We start from the raw sequence: 17,125 nt of genomic DNA, 5'->3' as shown, positions 1-17,125 counted from the left end.
CCGTCGTCCGGCAGACGCGGCGGGCGCCCCGCCGGCGCGACGATCGCCGCCATGAGCGAGCATTCCGCAGACCCGCGACCGGACGGCGCCCTCGCGGCGCTGGCCCGCTTCTGCCACCGGCGCCGCCGCCTGGTGCTCCTGGCCTGGCTCGTCGGCGTGGTCGCCGTGGCGTTCGCCGGCTTCGGCTTCGGCGCCGCGCCCGACAACGACTTCTCCGGCGGAGACTCCGGATCGGCCAAGGCGCAGAAGCTGATCGAGAGGCACTTCCCCGAGCGGCGGGGCGACACCCTGACCCTGGCGATCAAGGCGGACCGGGGGATCGACGACCCCGCCGCCCGGCGGCGGATCGAGAAGGTCGTCGCCGTCCTGGACGCCTCGCCCGTGACCGGGCCGGTGACCTCCCCCTACCAGGACCCGAACCTGGTGACGCGCGACCGCCGCATCGCCCGGACGACGATCCCGCTGACCGAGGAGGCGGCCAAGAAGACCGACATCAAGCCCCTGGTGGAGGCGGTCAAGGACGCCTCCGGCGACGGCCTGCTCCTCGGGCTGGGCGGCGAGCGGGCGGAGAAGGCCGAGACGCCCCAGCAGGGCCCGGCCGAAGGCGTGGGCCTGCTGACCGCCGCGGTGATCCTGTTCATCTCCTTCGGGTCGCTGGTCGCGATGGGCCTGCCGATCGCGACGGCGCTGACGGCCATCCTCGGCGGAATGGCCCTGATCAAGCTGGTGGGGCACCTCGTCCCCGCGCCCGACTTCACCGTGCTCGTCGCCGTGCTGGTCGGCCTCGGCATCGGCATCGACTACGCGCTGTTCATCGTGACCCGCTACCGGGAGGCCCTGCGGGACGGGGACGACCCCGAAGGCGCCACGGCCACGGCCATCGCCACCGCCGGGCACGCCGTGCTGTTCGCCGGCACGACCGTGGTGATCGCGCTGCTCGGACTGGTCGTCATGGGGCAGCGGCTGATGACGGGCGTGGCCGTCGCCGCGTCGGTGACCGTGCTGGTCACGATGATCGCCGCGGTGACCCTGCTGCCCGCGCTCCTCGGCTTCACCGGCCGCCGGATCGACTCGCTGCGGCTGCCGCGCCGCGCGCCGCGCCCGCGCCCCGGCGAGCGCCGTCCCCCCGCCGAACGCTGGGCAGGCGTGGTGCAGCGCAGGCCGCTGGTCGCGGCGGTCCTCGCCGGGACGGGCCTGCTCGTGCTCGCCGCCCCCGTGCTGTCGATGCGGCTGAGCCTGCCCGACGCCAGCGTCCAGCCGCACGACCGGAGCAGCCACACCTCGTACACGATCCTGTCCGAGGGCTTCGGGCCCGGCTACGGCGCGCCCTTGATCTTCGCCGCGCGGATCGGATCCCCGGACGCCGATCTGCGCCCCGTCGTCGACGCGGTCGGACGGACCGGGGGCATCGCCTCCGTCACGCCGCCCCGGATCAGCGAGGACGGGCGCGCGGCCACGTTCATGGCCTTCCCGAAGAGCGGCGCCCAGGACGAGGCCACCGCCGACCTGGTGCACCGGCTGCGCGACGACGTCCTGCCCGCGGCGCCCGGCGGCGCCGGCGTCCAGGTCGGCGGCCCGAACGCCGGCGCGATCGACATCGCCGAGGAGGTCGGCTCCCGCCTGCCCCTGATGATCGCGGTCGTCGTCGCGCTGTCGCTCGTGCTGCTGGTCGCGCTGGTCCGGTCGGTCACGATCGCGCTGCAGGCCGCGGTGATGAACCTGCTGTCGATCGGCGCGGCCTACGGCGTGCTGGTCGCGGTCGTCCAGTGGGGCTGGCTCGGGAAGGCCCTCGGCTTCCCCACCACCATGCCGATCACGACCTGGGTGCCGATGATGATGTTCCCGCTGCTGTTCGGCCTGTCCATGGACTACGAGGTCTTCCTGATCTCGCGGATCCGGGAGGAGTACGAGCGCACCGGCGACACCCGGACGGCCGTCACCCGCGGGCTGGCGCGCACCGCCAAGGTCATCACCGCCGCGGCCGCCATCATGATCGCCGTCTTCTCGACGTCCCTGCTCGGCCCCGACGTGTCGGTCAAGCAGATCGGCCTCGGCATGGCCGTCGCCGTGCTCGTCGACGCCACCGTCGTCCGGATGGTCCTCGTCCCCGCGGTGATGGAGCTGTGCGGCAGGGCCAACTGGTGGATGCCGGGCCGCCGGGAACCCGCCCACGCTGGAGAGACCCCGCTCCAGGAGGCCGGCCCCCAGGAGACGTCCGGCACAATGGGGGCGGTACGGAGGTGACCGCGTGTCCGCACTCGGAGGATCGCTCGAACGCTCCATCATGGACGTGCTCTGGGCGGCGCCCCGCCCGCTGCGGGTCCGTGAGCTGCTGGCCGAGCTGAACGAGGACGCGGACAGGGCACTGGCCTACAACACCGTGCAGACCGTGGCCGAACGCCTGGCGCAGAAGGGCCTCCTCCGGCGTACGCAGGAGGGCACGGCCTTCCGCTACAGCCCCACGCGGCCGCGGGAGGAGTACGCGGTCGAGCTGATGCTGGACGCCCTGAGCGAGGCCTCCGACCACGGCGCCATCCTGGCGAGGTTCGCCGAGAGCGTCCCGCCGGAGGACGCCCGGCACCTCCTGGACGCCCTGCGGCGGCGGACCGCCGGCGAGGACGCGTGATCCCGTGATCCCGCTGGTGGTCGGGCTCGTCGTCTCGGTGGTCCTGCTGGGATGCGCCGCGGGGCCCGTTCTGGACCTCCTCAGGCGCTCCGCCGTCGGCCCGGGGACGGCCATCGCCTGCTGGACGGCCGCCCTCGCGGGGACGTTCATCGCCGCGGCGGGGATCGCGGCGGCGGGGCTGCTCGCGCCGCCGGGTCCGGGGCACGGACTGCTGTCCCGGCTGCGCGACTGCCTGCCCCATCACGGCCGTCTCGCCACCGCCGCCGCGGCCGTCGCGACCGCCGTCCTCGCCGCGGCCTGCGCCGCCGTGCTCGCCCGCGGCCTGCCGAGGCTCGGCCGGGCCGTGCGCCACCGCCGGCGGCACCGGGAGATGCTGCGGCTGGTCGCCCGGGAGGACCGCCGCCATCCGGACGTCCTCGTCCTCGACCACCCCGTGCCCGTGGCGTACTCGCTGCCGTCCCGGCACCGCGCGATCGTGGTCAGCACCGGGGCCCAGCGAGCGCTCAGCGCCGAGGAGCTCGGGGCCGTCCTGGCGCACGAGCGCGCGCACCTGCGCCAGCGCCACCATGTCTTCCTGCTGGCCCTGGACCTGGTCCACGCCATGCTGCCGTGGCTGCCGACCGTCCGGCGCGCGAAGGCGCGGCTGCCGCTGCTGCTGGAGATGGCCGCGGACGACGCCGCGGTCCGCGTCCACGGCAGGAAGCCGCTGGTCGACGCGTTGTGCCGGCTCTCGGCGGCGCCCGCCGGCGCGGGGGCGCTCGGCGCGGCGGGCACGCCGGCCGCCGGTGCGCTGATGGAGCGGGTGCTGCGGCTGGAGGGCGCCCCGGCGAGGCCGCGGCGCGCCGTCCGGCTCGCGGCGGGCCTGTTCGCGGTGGCGGCGGTCGCCGCGCCGCTCCTGGCCGGGGCCGCGGCGGTCGTGGAGCTCGCCGCGGCCTGCTGAGGCGGAATGTGGCATTTGGGGAAATCTGCCGCTTCGGTGGCGAACCGACCGTAAACCTCCTACGCTCCGTAGGAGGTCACGGTCCGACGTCCCCGCCGGGGACGGCCGGCGACCGCGCCGAATCCCGCGGACGTCTCCGTCCGGGGAACCGGGGACCCGATCTTCAGGGGTGAGTCCGTCCCGCGGGACGGTAGGGCGACTCCGGCCCGAACCCGTCAGCTGACCCGGTAGGCGGTACAGGAGAGGACACCGCATGCAGCGACGAGCTGCCGGCCCCCGAACGACAGCCCGCCGCAGGATCCGCACCCGCCGGCTCGGCGACGTCACGGCATGGACGGCCGCCCTCGCGCTGTCCGCCGGGCTTCTCGCGCCCGCGCCCGCCCACGCCGAGCCGAAGCCGACGCGCAAGCAACTGACCGCGCAGCAGGAGAAGCTCGCCGACGAGGCCGAGAAGCTCAGCGAGCAGTACAACGGCCTGCGCGAACGCCTCAAGCAGGCCGAGCACGCCGCGAAGCTCGCCAAGAGCAGCGCCCTGCGCCAGCAGAAGGCGCTGGACGAAGCGCGCGAACGCATGGCGAAGATCGCCGCGGACAGCTACAAGAACGGCCCGGCGGACCCGGCCATCACGTTCGCCTCGTCGTCCGACCCGCAGGCCGTCCTGGACCAGTCGGCCACCCTCAACTACTTCGCCAAGCAGAACGACGTCCGCATCACCCAGATGCTCCAGGTGATGCAGGGCGCCGACCGGTCCCGCAAGGCCGCCGAGCAGCGCGCCGCCCAGGTGCGCGCGCTCACCGGCGAGGCGAGGAAGAAGCGCCGGGAACTCCAGATCAAGCTCAAGAAGGTCGAGAAGCAGCTCGGCACCTTCAGGACCGCGGGCACGGGTCCCGCCTCCATCCCCAACCTCAACTCCGGCGGGGCCTCGGCCAAGGCCATGACGGCCGTCCGGGCCGCCCTCGCCCAGCAGGGCGTGCCCTACTCCTGGGGCGGCGGCAACGCGTCCGGCCCGAGCTACGGCACCGCGCAGGGCGCCAACATCAAGGGCTTCGACTGCTCCGGGCTGACCCTCTACGCCTACGCGCAGGTCGGCATCACGCTCGGCCACTACACCGGCAGCCAGTACAACGCCGGGACCCACGTGAGCATGAGCCAGCTCAAGCCCGGCGACCTGGTGTTCTTCCACAGCGACCTGCACCACATGGGCATGTACATCGGCAACGGCAACATGGTCCACGCGCCGCAGACCGGCGACGTCGTCAAGATCGCCCCCATCGCCGGCCGCCCATTCGCGGGCGGGGTCCGTGTCGCCTGACCCCTCGAAGCGGTGACCCGCCGGTGACCGCCGATCACCCTTCGCTACCCTGGTCCGCGAGATGAGCACGCACGTCGGCGGCCTCCCCGCACGGGACGGCGCGCACGCGGAACGGCCGGTGGGACGGCCGAGGCGCTCCGTGCGCCCGGACGTCCTCCGGCTGGCGTCCGGCCTGCTCGTGCTCCTCGGGCTGCTGGCGATGCACGGCTTCCAGTCCACGGCGAGCCCGGCGGAGATGGGCGGCGTTCCGCTGACGTCCATGGCCGCCGGGCACGCCGCCCCCGCCGCCGAAGCGATGGCGGGGCACCGTCCGCCCCGGGGCGACCGGCCCGGCGGCCATCACTCCGACCGCCACCCCGACCACCCCGGCGGCCAGGTCTGCCTGGCCATGCTGACCCTGCTCGCACTCGCCCTCGTCGCGGCCCTCCTGGCGCTGCGCCTGCGGAGGTCGCCGCCGATGGCCGTGTCGCGGCCGCCGCGGGTGCGGATCCTCCTGGTCGGACGGCCCCCGCCGAGACCGTCCCTGCACAGGTTGAGCGTGCTGAGGCTGTGACAGGTCCAGCGGCGCCCGGAAACGGGCGCCGCCGCCGACCACCGATCACAGCACTCGACACGGAAGGCTCACCACCATGAAGCGAGCGTTCGCGCTCATCACCGTCCCGGCCCTGGCGATCGCCCTGGCGGCGTGCGGCGACGGCGACGACGGCGGCTCGACGGGCCACTCGATGCCCGCCCACTCCATGCCCGCCCACTCCATGCCCGCCCACTCCATGCCCGCCCACTCGTTGCCCGCCCACTCGGCACCTGCCGGCGGCGCGCAGGCCGGACCGCACAACGGCCAGGACGTCATGTTCGCGCAGATGATGATCCCGCACCACCGGCAGGCGATCGAGATGGCCGACCTCGCCGCCACCCGCGCCTCGTCGGCGGAGGTGAAGACCCTGGCCGCCGACATCAAGAAGGCGCAGGGACCGGAGATCCAGCAGCTCGGCGCGTGGCTGAAGGCCTGGGGCGCCCCCGTCCCCTCGCCTGGCACGACCGGCATGGGCGGCATGCACCACGGCGGCACGGACGGCATGGACGGCATGATGAGCGAGAAGGACATGAAGGAACTGGAGGCGGCCAAGGGCGCGGCGTTCGACAGGGCGTTCCTCACGATGATGATCCAGCATCACGAGGGCGCCGTGGCGATGGCCAAGGCCGAGCAGTCCTCCGGACAGTTCCCCCCGGCCAAGCAGATGGCGGCGACCATCATCTCCTCGCAGACCGCCGAGATCGCCAAGATGAGGTCCCTGCTGAAGCAGTGAGGACCGCCGGTCACGGAGGCGGGCGGCGCCGCGCCCCCGCCCGCCTCCGTGCCGGAGGCGCCTCGGCCTCAGGAACCGGTGCGGTGCCCGGCGGACGCGGCGGTCACGTCGCGGACGAAGCGTCCCGCCTGGTCCAGGGCGCGGGCCGCCTCCGGGAGGAACGTCCAGAACAGGTGGAAGCCGTGGGTGGCCACCGGGTAGAGCTCCAGCCGCGCGTCCACGTCCTGCTCGCTCGCCTCCTCCGCCAGGCGGCGGGCGTCGCCGACCAGGTGGTCGCCCGTGCCCGCCTGGAGCAGCAGGGGCGGCAGGCCCCTCAGGCGGCCGGGGGAGGCCAGCGGGCTCAGCAGCGGATCGTCCAGGGAGCGGCCCGCGAGGTAGTGGTCGACGCACTGGCGCATCATCCGGCCGGTCACCACGAGCTGGGGGCCGGCCGGCTCCTCCTCCAGGACGGTGTGCGCCAGGTCGATCCACGGGCAGAACAGGGCGGCGCCGCCGGGCAGGGGAAGGCCCTTGTCCTTCAGCGCGAGCAGCAGGGACAGGGCCAGGCTCGCCCCCGAGGAGTCGGCGGCGATCACGACCCGCTCCGGCGGCGCCGCTTCGAGCAGCCAGAGGTAGGCGCCCGCCGCGTCGTCCAGGGCGGCTGGGAAGGGGAAGTCCGGCGCGAGCCGGTAGTCCGGGACGACCACCTCGCACCCGGCCGCCACCGCGAGCGCCCCCGCCAGGGGCCGGTACCCGTACGCCGAGCCCATCACGAAGCCGCCCCCGTGCAGGTAGAGGACGCGCGACGGTGAGGCGTCCGGCGGCGCCAGCCGCAGGGCCGGGACTCCGCCCGCCTTCACCGGCCTGACCGCGACCTCCGGCGGCGGCTCGAACTCGGCGAGCAGGGTCTCGTACTCGACGCCCATCTGACCGAGGTCGCCGCCCGCGCGGTTGTGGTCGGCGATCGGCCGCCACAGCCTGCCCGCGCGGCCGGACGCCTCGCCGCCGATCGAGCGGGTCGTCGCGATCGCGTCGTCCACGCCCGACAGCAGGGTCCTCGCGCGGTCGAGCAGGGCCTCTCCGGCGAGGGTCAGCTCCACCCGGTGCGTCGAGCGGTTCAGCAGGTCGCACCCGACCAGCCGCTCCAGGCCCTTGATCTGGCGGCTCAGCGCGGGTTGCGACAGGTACAGGCGCGCGGCGGCGCGGCCGAAGTTCAGCTCCTCGGCGACGGCGACGAACGCGCGGAGATGGCGCAGCTCGATCGCGTCCGGCGCCTGGGGCAGCCTGAGCACGCGCGGCGGGGTGTCGTCCGGCATGCGGCCATTGTCGCCGCACCGCGCCCCCGGTGGTGATGCCGATCATGCACGACCGTCATGCGCGAACGGCCTTTCCCTCCGGAGGGGCCGCGCTGCCACGGTCGACCCATGACCACGACGAAACGGGTGGACATCCACCTGCGCGGCGCGTCCGGCCCGCTGCGGGCCGGCGTGCGCTGGTCCGGTACGGACGACACGCGCCTGCTGCTGCACTTCGACGGGACGCCGGGCGACCTCGGCCCGCACGCCGTCGCCCTCTCTCCGGAACTCGACGCCGCCCGGCCCGGTGCGCTGGACGACGCGGCGGCCGCGCTCGGCTGGGCCGCCGACCACGCCGCCGAACTCGGCGCCGCGCCCGCGCGCCTGGTCGTCGCGGGGCAGGGCGGCGGGGCGGCGATCGCCGCCCGGCTCGCCCTGCTGGCCCGCGACGAGGGCTGGCCGCCGCTGGAGCGGCAGATCCTCGTGCGCCCGCGGCTGCCCGCGGGGTTCGCGCCCGACCTGGCCGGGGTCGCCGCCGCCACCGTCGTCACCGGCCCGGACGACGACGGGCGCGCCTACGCCGGGCGCCTGCGGGCCGCGGGCGTCCCCGTCGAGGAGAGGAGCGTCCGATGACCCCGCCCCGCGCCGGACGCCGCGAGTGGATCGCGCTGGCCGTCCTCGCCCTGCCGGCGCTGCTGGTCTCGGTGGACATGTTCGTCATGATCATGGCGCTGCCGGAGCTGAGCGTCGCCCTCGGCGCGAGCGGCACCGAGCAGCTGTGGATCATGGACGTGTACGGGTTCATGGTCGCCGGATTCCTGGTCGCGATGGGCGCGCTCGGCGACCGGATCGGCCGCCGCCGGCTGCTGCTGGCCGGCGCCGCCGCGTTCGGGGCCGCCTCCTGCGCGGCCGCGTTCGCCGCGAGCCCGGCGGCGCTGATCGCGGCGCGCGCGGTGCTCGGCGTCGCCGGGGCCGCGCTCACCCCCTGCACCCTCGGCATGATCACGACGATGTTCGCCGATCCCCGGCAGCGGGCGAGCGCGATCGGCGTGTGGGCGGGCTGCTTCACGCTCGGCGCGATCGCCGGGCCCCTGGCGGGCGGGCTGCTGCTCGACCACTTCTGGTGGGGCTCGGTGCTGCTGCTCGGCGTGCCCGCGATGGTCCCGCTGCTGCTGGCCGGCCCGTTCCTGCTGCCCGAGCACCGCGACCCCTCGGCCGGACGGCTCGACGCGGCGAGCGTCGCGCTGTCGCTGGCGACGATCCTGCCCGCCGTCTACGGGGTCAAGGAGCTGGCCGCGCACGGGCCGCGCCCGCTGCCCGCCGCCGCGCTGGCCGCCGGGATCGCCGCGGGGGCGCTGTTCGTCCGCCGCCAGCGGCGCCTGCCCGACCCGCTGCTGGACGTCTCGCTGTTCCGCGGCCGGGTCTTCGCGGTCGTCATGGCGGCGCTGACCGTCTTCCCCCTGGCGTCCGGCGGCGCCATGACGTTCATCGCGCAGCGCTTCCAGCTGGTGGACGGCCTGTCGCCGCTGGAGACGGGGGCGGTGATGCTGCCCGGGATGCTCGCGGCGCTGGCGTCCTTCCAGGCCGCGCCGCTGCTCGGCCGCCGGGTCCGGCCGGGGCTGCTGCTGCCGGGCGGGATGGCCGTCGCGGTCGCGGGGTTCCTGGGCGTGGCCGCGGCGCCGGACGCGACGGCGCTGGCCGCCGCGTTCGCCGTCACCTGCCTGGGCAGCGGCCCCCTCGTCAGCGTCGGCACCGCCATCGTCCTCGGCTCGCTGCCGCCCGAGCGGGCCGGGTCGGCGGCCGGGCTCTCGCAGACCGGCAACGAGCTCGGCACCGCCCTCGGCGTCGCCCTTCTCGGCAGTGTCGGCACGATCGTGTACCGGGCCGCGCCCGGCCTGCCGCCCGCCGCCCGGGAAGGCCTCGCCCACGCCGTCGCGCGCGGCTCCGGCGTCGCCGAGGCGCGCGCGGCCTTCACCACCGAACTCCACGTGATCGCGCTGGTCTGCGCGGTCCTGCTGGCCGCCGTGGCCGTTCTCGTCGCGCGGACGCTCCGGCACCTGCCCGTCCCCGGTCCCGCCGAAGCCCCGGCGCCGGACCCCGTCCTCGAAGGAGCGGTCTCATGAGAAGGATCGTCGCGGAGTTGTTCAGCACGCTCGACGGAGTCGTCGAAGGCCCGGAGACGTGGCACGGCCCTCACCATGACGACGAGGTGGACCGGGCCGTGACGGCGGGCATGGACGAGGCGGACGCCCTCCTCGTCGGCCGCCGCACCTACGAGGACCACGCCGCCTACTGGCCGACGGCCGACGGTGCGATGGCCGAGCGCATGAACGCCTTCCGGAAGTACGTCGTCACCTCGTCGGACGCCCCGCTGGAGTGGGCGAACTCCGAGCCGCTCCCCGGACTCGACGAGGTGGCGGGGCTGGACGGCACGCTCCTCGTCACCGGCAGCCCGACCCTGGTGCGCGGCCTGCTCGCCCGCGGTCTGCTGGACGAGCTCCGCCTCGTGATCGACCCGATCGCCGCCGGCTCCGGCGGCCGGCTCTTCGACGCTCCGGTCTCCTTCGAGCGCGCGGCGTCCCGCGCGTTCCCGTCCGGCTCGGTCTCGATCACCTACCGGCCCGTCCGGTAGGGGAGGCCACCGCTCGCGTCCGGCCGTCCCGGACGGGACGGCCGGACCCGATCGACGCCGGGTCAGGGTGGGCGGATCAGGCCGCGACGGGAGGCGGCGGCGACCGCGGCCGTGCGGGAGTCGACGCCGAGCTTGGCGTAGAGGTGCACCAGATGCGTCTTGATCGTGGTCTCGCTGAGGAACAGCCGCTTGCTGATCTGCCGGTTCGAGAGGCCCTCGGCGACCAGGCGCAGCACCTCCAGCTCGCGCGCGGTCGGCGTCGCGGTGGGCGAGCGCATCCGGCCGAGGAGGCGCGAGGCGACGCTCGGCGCGAGCGCGCTGTCCCCGGCGGCGGCCGACCGGATCGCGGTGAACAGCCGGTCGGGGGGCGCGTCCTTGAGCAGGTAGCCGGTGGCGCCGGCCTCGATGGCGGCGAGGATGTCGGAGTCGGTGTCGAACGTGGTCAGCACGAGGACGCGCGGCGCGCCCGCCCCCGCGGCGGTGATCTCGCGGGTGGCCTCGCTGCCGTGCATCCCGGCGCCGAGCTGCAGGTCCATCAGCACGACGTCGGGGCGGAGCCGGCGCGCCTCCTCGACGCCCTCCCGCCCCGTCGCCGCCTCCCCGACCAGCGCGAAGCCGGGCTGGTCGGCGAGCATGGCGCGGATCCCGGAGCGCACCACGGGATGGTCGTCCACCAGCAGGATGCGGATCGGCCCGCTCACCGCCGCTCCCCGCCGCCGGGCAGCGGCAGGGTCGCCACCACGGCCGTCCCCTCCCGCGGAGCCGACTCTACGGTGAGCGCGCCGCCCAGCGCCCGGGCGCGGTCGCGCATCGCCCGCAGCCCGTAGCCGGTGCCCGTCCCGCTCTCCGGCGGGCGCCCGCCGGCCGCCGCGGGATCGAAGCCGCGGCCGTCGTCGAAGACGTCCAGCACCACCATGTCGTCAAGATAGGTCAGGGTGACCCCGACGTTCTCGGCGCCGGAGTGGCCGGCGGCGTTTCCGAGAGCGCCCTGGGCGATGCGCAGCAGCGCGACCTCGTGGTCGACCGGGAGATCGGCGGGGGACCCGGAGACCTGGAAACGTATCCGGGCGGTCGACCGGGCGTCCGCCGACTCGGTGATGCGGCGCAGCGCGTCCGGCAGGGAGGACCGCTGCAGGGCGGGCGGGGCCAGCGCGCGCACGAAGTTGCGGGCCTCCTCCAGGTTCTCCGCGGCGGCCTGCTCGGCCTCCGCCAGCCGCCCCACCGCGGCGTCGCGGTCGGTGTCGAGGTCGCGGCGGGCGGCGCGCAGCAGCAGGATGATGCTGGACATCCCCTGGGCGAGCGTGTCGTGGATCTCCCGGGCCAGGCGCTCGCGCTCGGTGAGCCGCGCCGCGTCGGCCTCCGCGCGCAGCAGCCTCTCGCGGGTCCTGACCAGGTCCTCGATGAGCAGGCGGCGCTGCTCGCTCTCCCGGTAGAGCGCCCGGTAGGCCAGGGCCATGAGGGTGGCGACGGAGGCGCCGACGCTCGGGCCCAGCACCTCCGCCAGCGTGACCCCGCCGCCGTGCCAGGCCACGGCCCCGATCGCCGCGGCGGTCAGCAGCGCCACACCGGGCAGCGCGGCGGGCAGCGGCAGCAGGTGCAGGTAGAGGAAGAACAGCGGGAAGGCCAGCCAGACGAAGTCGGGGGAGGACAGGGCCAGCCCCGCCCAGGCCGCGGTGAGAAGCGCGAGCCACAGCCGTGCCGGGAGCGGGCGAGGGCGCCGTTCGTGCCGGGCCCAGACCACCCCGGCGGCGTAGAGGACCCCGAGGGCGAGGCCGCCCGCGGCGATTCCCGCCCGCGCGTCGTGCAGCGTGCGGACCAGGGCGATCGCGAGCAGCACCAGGAAGGTGCCGTGCACGGCCCAGCCGAGCAACCGCATCGCGGGCGAGAACAGATCGTTCGGCATTTCTCACTCACAGTAGGCGACGGGATGCCCGGGCCGCATCGATCGAATGGTTGATGTCCCGGTGTCCGGAAGAAGGCGCTCGGCCCGTCCCGCCGCACGATGCGCCGGGACGGGCCCGCGGCGCACGCTGGGCAACGTCGGTTCGGATGATGACGGGAACGGGGGCCCACGTGTTCGTGGCGCTGCGAGACCTGCGGTTCGCCAAGGGGCGGTTCGCGCTCATGGGGTCGGTCGTGCTGCTCATCACGCTGCTGGTGACCCTGCTGTCCGGCCTGACGGCCGGCCTGGCGCGCGACAGCGCCTCGGCCATCGAGGACCTCCCCGCCGACCATGTCGTGTTCGGCGGGGAGACGTCCTTCGCGGGGAGCCGGATCAGCGACGCGACGGCGCGGGCCTGGCAGGACGTCGCGGGGGTGCGGGCCGAGCCGCTCGGCGTCTCGATGGGCCGGATGACCTTCGGCCCGTCCGGGGCGCGCGGAGCACCGGCCGCGCTCTTCGGCGTCGCTCCCGGCGACCGGGCGCACCCGCCCGCGTCCGGGCAGATCGTGCTGTCGGCGGAACTGGCCGACAGCACCGGACTGGCGGCCGGCGCCAGGGTCGACGTCCTCGGGCACCGGCTCACCGTGGCCGGGACGGGCGCCGCGTCGTCCTACAGCCACACGCCGGTCGCCTGGCTCGGGATCGAGGACTGGCGCGCCCTGGAGCCGTCGGGCGGCGGCCCTGCCGCGACCGTCCTGCTGCTGCGCGAGACGGGGCGTCCCGACCTGGACGCGGCCGACCGGCGGCTCGGCACCACCACGATCGCCCAGGGGGACGCGAAGTCCGCGATCCCGTCGTTCTCCTCCGAGAACGGGTCGCTGCAGCTCATGCGGGGGTTCCTTTTCGCGATCTCGGCCCTGGTCATCGGCGCGTTCTTCACGGTCTGGACGATCCAGCGCCGCGGCGACGTGGCCGTGCTCAAGGCGCTCGGCGCGAGCACCGGCTACCTGCTGCGCGACGCGCTCGCCCAGGCCGTGCTGGTCCTGCTGGCCGGGGCCGGGCTCGGCGGCGCCGCCGGCGGGCTGGCGGGCCTCGCGATCGGGGACGGCGTCCCGTTCGTGGTCTCGGCCGCCACCACCGTCCTGCCCGTCGCGGTGATGGTCGTGCTCGGCGCGGCCGGCGCCGCGCTGGCCATCCGCAAGATCACCTCCGTCGATCCGCTGACCGCGCTGGGAGCCGCACGATGAGCCTGGCCCTCGCCGACGTCGTCCTGACCTATCCCGACGGCGACCGCACCCTGACCGCGCTCGATCGGGTGAGCCTGGCGGTCGGGCCCGGCGAGTTCGCCGCGGTCGTCGGCCCCTCCGGATCCGGCAAGTCGAGCCTGCTGGCCGTGGCCGCGACGCTCGTGTCCCCCGACTCCGGGACGGTGGCCGTGGCGGGCCGGGAGACCGCCGGGCTGCGCCCCGCCGAACGGACCCGGCTGCGCCGCGACCACATCGGCATCGTCTTCCAGCAGCCCAACCTGCCGGCCTCGCTGACGGCCCTCGACCAGCTGACGGTGATGGCGCACATGGCCGGCCGGTCGCCGCGGCGGGCCGCCGGCCGGGCCCGCGACCTGCTGGCCGCCGTCGACCTCGCGGGGCTGGAGCACAAGCGGCCGCACCAGATGTCGGGCGGCGAGCGCCAGCGGGTCAACATCGCCCGCGCCCTGATGAACGGCCCGGAGGTGCTGCTCGTGGACGAGCCCACCAGCGCCCTGGACCACGTCCGCGGCGAGCAGGTCGTCGGGCTGCTCGACCGCCTCACCCGCGACCGGGGGCTGGCCACGGTCATGGTCACCCACGATCTGGCCAGGCTCGCCGCCGCCGACCGCGTGTACTCCATGACCGACGGCCGCCTGTCCGAGAGCGCCCCCGCCGCCGGTCAGCCGCGGTAGGTCTCCAGGAGGCGGAGCCAGACCTCGCTGATGGTGGGGTACGAGGGGACGGCGTGCCAGAGGCGGGAGAGGGGGACCTCGGCGGTGACCGCGATGGTGGCGGAGTGGAGCAGTTCGGCCACCCCCGCCCCGACGAAGGTGACGCCGAGGAGCGTCTCGCTGTCCAGGTCGACCAGCGCGCGGGCGCGGCCCTGGTAGCCGTCGGCGTACAGCGAGGCCCCGGAGACGTTGCCGAGCTCGTAGTCGACCGCCCGCACCCGGTGCCCCTCCCGCGTCGCCTCCTCCAGGGTGGGGCCGACGGCCGCGACCTCGGGGTCGGTGAAGACGACCTGCGGGACCGCCCGCTCGTCGGCGGTCGCGACGCTGCGCCCCCAGGCGGCGGTGTCGAGGGGGCGCCCGGCGGCGCGGTCGGCGATGACCGTGCCGAAGATCCTGCCCTGGTACTTGCCCTGGTGGGTCAGCAGCGCGCGGCCGTTGACGTCCCCGGCGGCGTACAGCCACTCGCCGGGCACGCCGACCGCCAGCCCGGTGGAGTCGACCTGGATCGGCCGGCCCGGGGTGAGCCCGACCGTGTCCAGCCCGAGGTCGTCGGTGGCGGGCGTGCGGCCGGTGGCGAACAGGACCTCGTCGGCGGTGACGGTGTCGCCGCCGTCCAGGGTGAGCGTCACCGGTCCGTCGCGGCGGACACCGGTGACCGACGTTCCGAAGCGCAGGTCCACGCCGGCCGCGCGCAGGCCCTCGGCCACGGCCTCGCCGGTGAACGGCTCCATGCGCGGCAGCAGGCGCGACCCGCGCACGAGCTGCACCACCTCGCTGCCGAGCGCCCGCCAGGCGGTGGCCATCTCGCAGGCCACCACGCCGCCGCCGATCACGGCCAGCCGCGGCGGCACCCGCTCGGAGGACGTCGCCTCGCGGCTGGTCCAGGGGCGCGCCTCGGCCAGGCCCGGCAGGCCGGGCAGGGCCGCGCGGGTGCCGGTGCACACCGCGACGGCGTGGCGGGCGGTCAGGACCCGCCGCCCGCCGCCCGGGGTCTGCACCGCGACGCGCCTGGGCCCGTCCAGCCGCCCGCGGCCGCGCACCAGGACGAGCCCGGCGCCCTCCAGCCACTCGACCTGGCCGTCGTCCTTCCAGTGCGAGGTGAACTCGTCCCGGCGCCTGAGGACCGCTTCGGCGTCCAGCGGCCCGGTCACCGCCTGGCGGGCGCCGGCCAGCCGCCGCGCGTCCGCCAGCGCGGCGGCCGGGCGCAGCAGCGCCTTGCTGGGCATGCAGGCCCAGTACGAGCACTCACCGCCCACCAGTTCGCTCTCCACGACCGCCACGCTGAGCCCGCCGGCGTGCGCCCGCTCGGCCAGGTTCTCACCCGTCGGCCCGGCCCCCACCACCACGACATCGAACTCGTCCATGCCCCCAGCCCTTCCGATCGGCCGCAGTCTCGTCCACCCGGATCCTGCCGGACACCGCGGCGTACGGCAGGACTCCCCCCTGCCGCCGTCAATGATCGCAAATCGGGGGACCGGTTCTCCCGGGCCTCCCGCCTTTCTGCTACAAGTGTGGTTGCAGACCGCACGACAGGGGAGTCCGTGAGCGCCGAAGGCAGTACCAGGGCCGTCATCACCGCGCTGGCCGCGAACCTCGGGATCGCGGTCACCAAGTTCGTGGCGTTCGCGCTGACGGGCTCGTCGTCCATGCTGGCGGAGGCGATCCACTCGGTGGCCGACTCCAGCAACCAGGCGCTGCTCCTGATCGGCGGGAAGCGCGCGCAGCGGGACGCGACCGAGGAGCACCCGTTCGGATACGGGCGCGAGCGCTACATCTACGCGTTCCTGGTGGCGATCGTCCTGTTCAGCCTGGGCGGGCTGTTCGCGCTGTACGAGGCATGGCACAAGATCAGCGATCCGCACCCGATCGAGGAGTGGCAGTGGGTGCCGATCGCCGTCCTGCTGGTGGCGATCGCGCTGGAGGGGGCGGCGCTGCGCACCGCGGTCCGGGAGTCGAACCGCAGCCGCGGACGGGCGGGCTGGGTGCAGTTCGTCCGCCGGTCCAAGTCGCCGGAGCTCCCGGTGATCCTGCTGGAGGACACCGGCGCGCTGGTCGGGCTGGTGTTCGCCCTCGCGGGCGTCGGCCTGACCCTGGTCACCGGCGACGGCGTCTGGGACGGGATCGGCACCGCCGCGATCGGCGTGCTGCTCGCGGCCATCGCGATCGTGCTGGCCACGGAGGTCAAGAGCCTGCTCGTCGGGGAGTCCGCGACGCCGGAGCACCTGCGGCTGATCAGGCGGGCGATCGTGGAGGGCAGCGACGTCCCCGCGGTGATCCACATGCGCACCATGCACCTCGGGCCGGACGAGCTGCTCGTGGCCGCGAAGATCGCCGTGGATCTGCGGGACGACGCGCGGGAGGTCGCCGACGCGATCAACGACGCCGAGGCCCGCATCCGCGCGGCGGTCCCGATCGCCCGGCTCGTCTATCTTGAGCCGGACGTGCTGCGTAAGGAGGGCTGAGGACGGTGACGCGCAGGCCGCTCGGACGTCTGGAGGCGGAGGTGCTCGCCGCGCTGGCCGGGCTCGGCGGGGCGGCCAGCACCGCCGAGCTGGTGGAGCGGCTGGACGGTGATCCCGCCTACACGACGGTGAACACCATCCTGCACCGGCTGCACGACAAGAAGCTGGTCACGCGCGCCCGGGCGGGCCGGCACTACCGGTACCGGCTCGCCGTCGACGAGTCCGAGCTGGTGGCGGGGCGCATGCGCGACCACCTGCGGCACGCCAGCGACCCGGGGAACGTGCTGAACCGGTTCGCGCGGTCGCTCAGCGCCGAGGAGGCGCGCAAGCTGCGCGAGTTCCTCGACCCTCCGGAGGCCGGCGGGTGAACTGGTTCACCTTCCTGCCCCTCGCCATCATGCTGACGCTGAGCGCCGCGCTGGCGAAGGCGCCGTCACGGCTCCATCCGTCCTGGTCGGCGCGGCTGCTCGCGACCACCGGCGCGCTGACCGCGGTGGCCGCGCTCGGCACCGGCTTCTTCGTGGCCGTCAACTACGCGGCGACGCTGGCCCCGTCCGCGGCGGCGCACGTCCCCGAGTGGGCGCTGTTCGGGGACGACCGGCCGGTCCCGGACGCGGTGGGGATCCCGGCGGCCGTGCTGTCGCCTGCTCGGAGGTCCGGGGCTTTCCACCGGGCTCCTTCTTCGGGGCGTCCTCCGGGGGCGGGGCGTCCT

17 protein-coding genes, 1 pseudogene and 1 riboswitch are annotated in these 17,125 nt (G+C 75.2%); of the genes and pseudogenes, 14 read left to right on the top strand and 4 right to left on the bottom strand.

Annotation, left to right across the window (positions count from 1 at the left end; all coding sequences use genetic code 11):
* Window positions 1-51: 51 nt before the first annotated feature.
* The 6 genes from AB0C87_RS38245 to AB0C87_RS38220 all read left to right on the top strand — a co-directional run bounded on the left by AB0C87_RS38245 (window position 52) and on the right by AB0C87_RS38220 (window position 6,185).
* Window positions 52-2,244, top strand: coding sequence for an MMPL family transporter (locus AB0C87_RS38245; protein ID WP_360581643.1), 2,193 nt, complete (start codon window positions 52-54; stop codon window positions 2,242-2,244).
* Window positions 2,245-2,248: 4 nt separating this feature from the next.
* Window positions 2,249-2,626, top strand: a complete 378-nt coding sequence (locus AB0C87_RS38240) for a BlaI/MecI/CopY family transcriptional regulator (RefSeq protein ID WP_345182956.1) — start codon at window positions 2,249-2,251, stop codon at window positions 2,624-2,626.
* Window positions 2,627-2,630: 4 nt separating this feature from the next.
* Window positions 2,631-3,566 carry a M56 family metallopeptidase gene (locus AB0C87_RS38235; RefSeq protein WP_345182957.1) on the top strand — a complete coding sequence of 312 codons (936 nt, stop codon included), beginning with the start codon at window positions 2,631-2,633 and terminating at the stop codon, window positions 3,564-3,566.
* Window positions 3,567-3,671: 105 nt separating this feature from the next.
* A riboswitch (cyclic di-AMP (ydaO/yuaA leader) is annotated at window positions 3,672-3,816 on the top strand.
* 3 nt (window positions 3,817-3,819) lie between these two features.
* A complete protein-coding gene (locus AB0C87_RS38230; protein ID WP_345182958.1) occupies window positions 3,820-4,878 on the top strand; it encodes an NlpC/P60 family protein in 1,059 nt (352 codons plus the stop codon).
* A 61-nt stretch (window positions 4,879-4,939) separates the two neighbouring features.
* Entirely contained in the window at window positions 4,940-5,431 is a 492-nt protein-coding gene (locus AB0C87_RS38225; RefSeq protein ID WP_345182960.1) for a DUF6153 family protein, read from the top strand.
* A gap of 76 nt (window positions 5,432-5,507) precedes the next feature.
* Window positions 5,508-6,185, top strand: coding sequence for a DUF305 domain-containing protein (locus AB0C87_RS38220; protein WP_360581642.1), 678 nt, complete (start codon window positions 5,508-5,510; stop codon window positions 6,183-6,185).
* Between the two features lie 68 nt (window positions 6,186-6,253).
* On the opposite strand, the gene AB0C87_RS38215 is transcribed toward AB0C87_RS38220, so the two are convergent.
* Window positions 6,254-7,480 carry an alpha/beta hydrolase fold domain-containing protein gene (locus AB0C87_RS38215; RefSeq protein WP_353835658.1) on the bottom strand — a complete coding sequence of 409 codons (1,227 nt, stop codon included), beginning with the start codon at window positions 7,478-7,480 and terminating at the stop codon, window positions 6,254-6,256.
* Between the two features lie 108 nt (window positions 7,481-7,588).
* Between AB0C87_RS38215 and AB0C87_RS38210 the strand changes: the two genes are divergently transcribed.
* The 3 genes from AB0C87_RS38210 to AB0C87_RS38200 are packed head-to-tail and all read left to right on the top strand — an operon-like array spanning window position 7,589 to window position 10,091.
* Entirely contained in the window at window positions 7,589-8,092 is a 504-nt protein-coding gene (locus AB0C87_RS38210; RefSeq protein ID WP_345182963.1) for an alpha/beta hydrolase fold domain-containing protein, read from the top strand.
* Entirely contained in the window at window positions 8,089-9,582 is a 1,494-nt protein-coding gene (locus tag AB0C87_RS38205; protein WP_360581641.1) for an MFS transporter, read from the top strand. The genes AB0C87_RS38210 and AB0C87_RS38205 overlap by 4 nt, the downstream gene beginning before the upstream one ends.
* Complete coding sequence (locus tag AB0C87_RS38200) at window positions 9,579-10,091, top strand: dihydrofolate reductase family protein (RefSeq protein WP_360581640.1); 513 nt, start codon at window positions 9,579-9,581, stop codon at window positions 10,089-10,091. The genes AB0C87_RS38205 and AB0C87_RS38200 overlap by 4 nt, the downstream gene beginning before the upstream one ends.
* Before the next feature lie 62 nt (window positions 10,092-10,153).
* Here the strand turns inward: AB0C87_RS38200 and AB0C87_RS38195 are convergent, their stop codons facing one another.
* Window positions 10,154-10,792, bottom strand: coding sequence for a response regulator transcription factor (locus tag AB0C87_RS38195; protein WP_345182966.1), 639 nt, complete (start codon window positions 10,790-10,792; stop codon window positions 10,154-10,156).
* The gene (locus AB0C87_RS38190; RefSeq protein ID WP_360581639.1) at window positions 10,789-11,994 is read right to left on the bottom strand and encodes a sensor histidine kinase; all 1,206 of its coding nucleotides are present in this window, start codon (window positions 11,992-11,994) and stop codon (window positions 10,789-10,791) included. The genes AB0C87_RS38195 and AB0C87_RS38190 overlap by 4 nt, the downstream gene beginning before the upstream one ends.
* 170 nt (window positions 11,995-12,164) lie before the next feature.
* On the opposite strand from AB0C87_RS38190, the gene AB0C87_RS38185 reads away from it, so the two are divergent.
* Window positions 12,165-13,220, top strand: coding sequence for an FtsX-like permease family protein (locus tag AB0C87_RS38185; RefSeq protein WP_360581676.1), 1,056 nt, complete (start codon window positions 12,165-12,167; stop codon window positions 13,218-13,220).
* Window positions 13,217-13,912 (top strand): ABC transporter ATP-binding protein, encoded by a 696-nt coding sequence (locus AB0C87_RS38180; protein ID WP_360581638.1) that lies wholly within the window; start codon window positions 13,217-13,219, stop codon window positions 13,910-13,912. Before AB0C87_RS38185 ends, AB0C87_RS38180 begins: the two co-directional genes overlap by 4 nt.
* On the opposite strand, the gene AB0C87_RS38175 is transcribed toward AB0C87_RS38180, so the two are convergent.
* The gene (locus AB0C87_RS38175) at window positions 13,900-15,315 is read right to left on the bottom strand and encodes an NAD(P)/FAD-dependent oxidoreductase (RefSeq protein ID WP_360581637.1); all 1,416 of its coding nucleotides are present in this window, start codon (window positions 15,313-15,315) and stop codon (window positions 13,900-13,902) included. The genes AB0C87_RS38180 and AB0C87_RS38175 overlap by 13 nt on opposite strands.
* 177 nt (window positions 15,316-15,492) lie before the next feature.
* Between AB0C87_RS38175 and AB0C87_RS38170 the strand changes: the two genes are divergently transcribed.
* From AB0C87_RS38170 to AB0C87_RS38160, 3 genes and pseudogenes are all read left to right on the top strand, one after another.
* A complete protein-coding gene (locus tag AB0C87_RS38170; protein WP_345182971.1) occupies window positions 15,493-16,413 on the top strand; it encodes a cation diffusion facilitator family transporter in 921 nt (306 codons plus the stop codon).
* A 5-nt stretch (window positions 16,414-16,418) separates the two neighbouring features.
* Window positions 16,419-16,781: a BlaI/MecI/CopY family transcriptional regulator gene (locus AB0C87_RS38165; protein WP_345182972.1), complete on the top strand. Its 363-nt coding sequence runs from the start codon at window positions 16,419-16,421 to the stop codon at window positions 16,779-16,781.
* Window positions 16,778-17,125: pseudogene (locus tag AB0C87_RS38160) on the top strand (M56 family peptidase); the annotation flags it as partial. The gene AB0C87_RS38165 and the pseudogene AB0C87_RS38160, both read left to right, overlap by 4 nt.

Origin of the sequence: Actinomadura sp. NPDC048021 (assembly GCF_040653135.1) — a bacterium.
GTDB lineage: Bacteria > Actinomycetota > Actinomycetes > Streptosporangiales > Streptosporangiaceae > Spirillospora > Spirillospora verrucosospora.
Note: the sequence above shows the minus strand (reverse complement) of the source record. Positions and strands in the feature narration are given on the sequence as shown.

Excerpts from the sequence above, each read along its gene's own strand:
- AB0C87_RS38245 (WP_360581643.1), top strand. The coding sequence starts at position 52 with ATGAGCGAGCATTCCGCAGACCCGCGACCGGACGGCGCCCTCGCGGCG.
- AB0C87_RS38230 (WP_345182958.1), top strand. The coding sequence starts at position 3,820 with ATGCAGCGACGAGCTGCCGGCCCCCGAACGACAGCCCGCCGCAGGATC.
- AB0C87_RS38225 (WP_345182960.1), top strand. The coding sequence starts at position 4,940 with ATGAGCACGCACGTCGGCGGCCTCCCCGCACGGGACGGCGCGCACGCG.
- AB0C87_RS38220 (WP_360581642.1), top strand. The coding sequence starts at position 5,508 with ATGAAGCGAGCGTTCGCGCTCATCACCGTCCCGGCCCTGGCGATCGCC.
- AB0C87_RS38215 (WP_353835658.1), bottom strand. The coding sequence starts at position 7,480 with ATGCCGGACGACACCCCGCCGCGCGTGCTCAGGCTGCCCCAGGCGCCG.
- AB0C87_RS38210 (WP_345182963.1), top strand. The coding sequence starts at position 7,589 with ATGACCACGACGAAACGGGTGGACATCCACCTGCGCGGCGCGTCCGGC.
- AB0C87_RS38205 (WP_360581641.1), top strand. The coding sequence starts at position 8,089 with ATGACCCCGCCCCGCGCCGGACGCCGCGAGTGGATCGCGCTGGCCGTC.
- AB0C87_RS38200 (WP_360581640.1), top strand. The coding sequence starts at position 9,579 with ATGAGAAGGATCGTCGCGGAGTTGTTCAGCACGCTCGACGGAGTCGTC.
- AB0C87_RS38190 (WP_360581639.1), bottom strand. The coding sequence starts at position 11,994 with ATGCCGAACGATCTGTTCTCGCCCGCGATGCGGTTGCTCGGCTGGGCC.
- AB0C87_RS38180 (WP_360581638.1), top strand. The coding sequence starts at position 13,217 with ATGAGCCTGGCCCTCGCCGACGTCGTCCTGACCTATCCCGACGGCGAC.
- AB0C87_RS38175 (WP_360581637.1), bottom strand. The coding sequence starts at position 15,315 with ATGGACGAGTTCGATGTCGTGGTGGTGGGGGCCGGGCCGACGGGTGAG.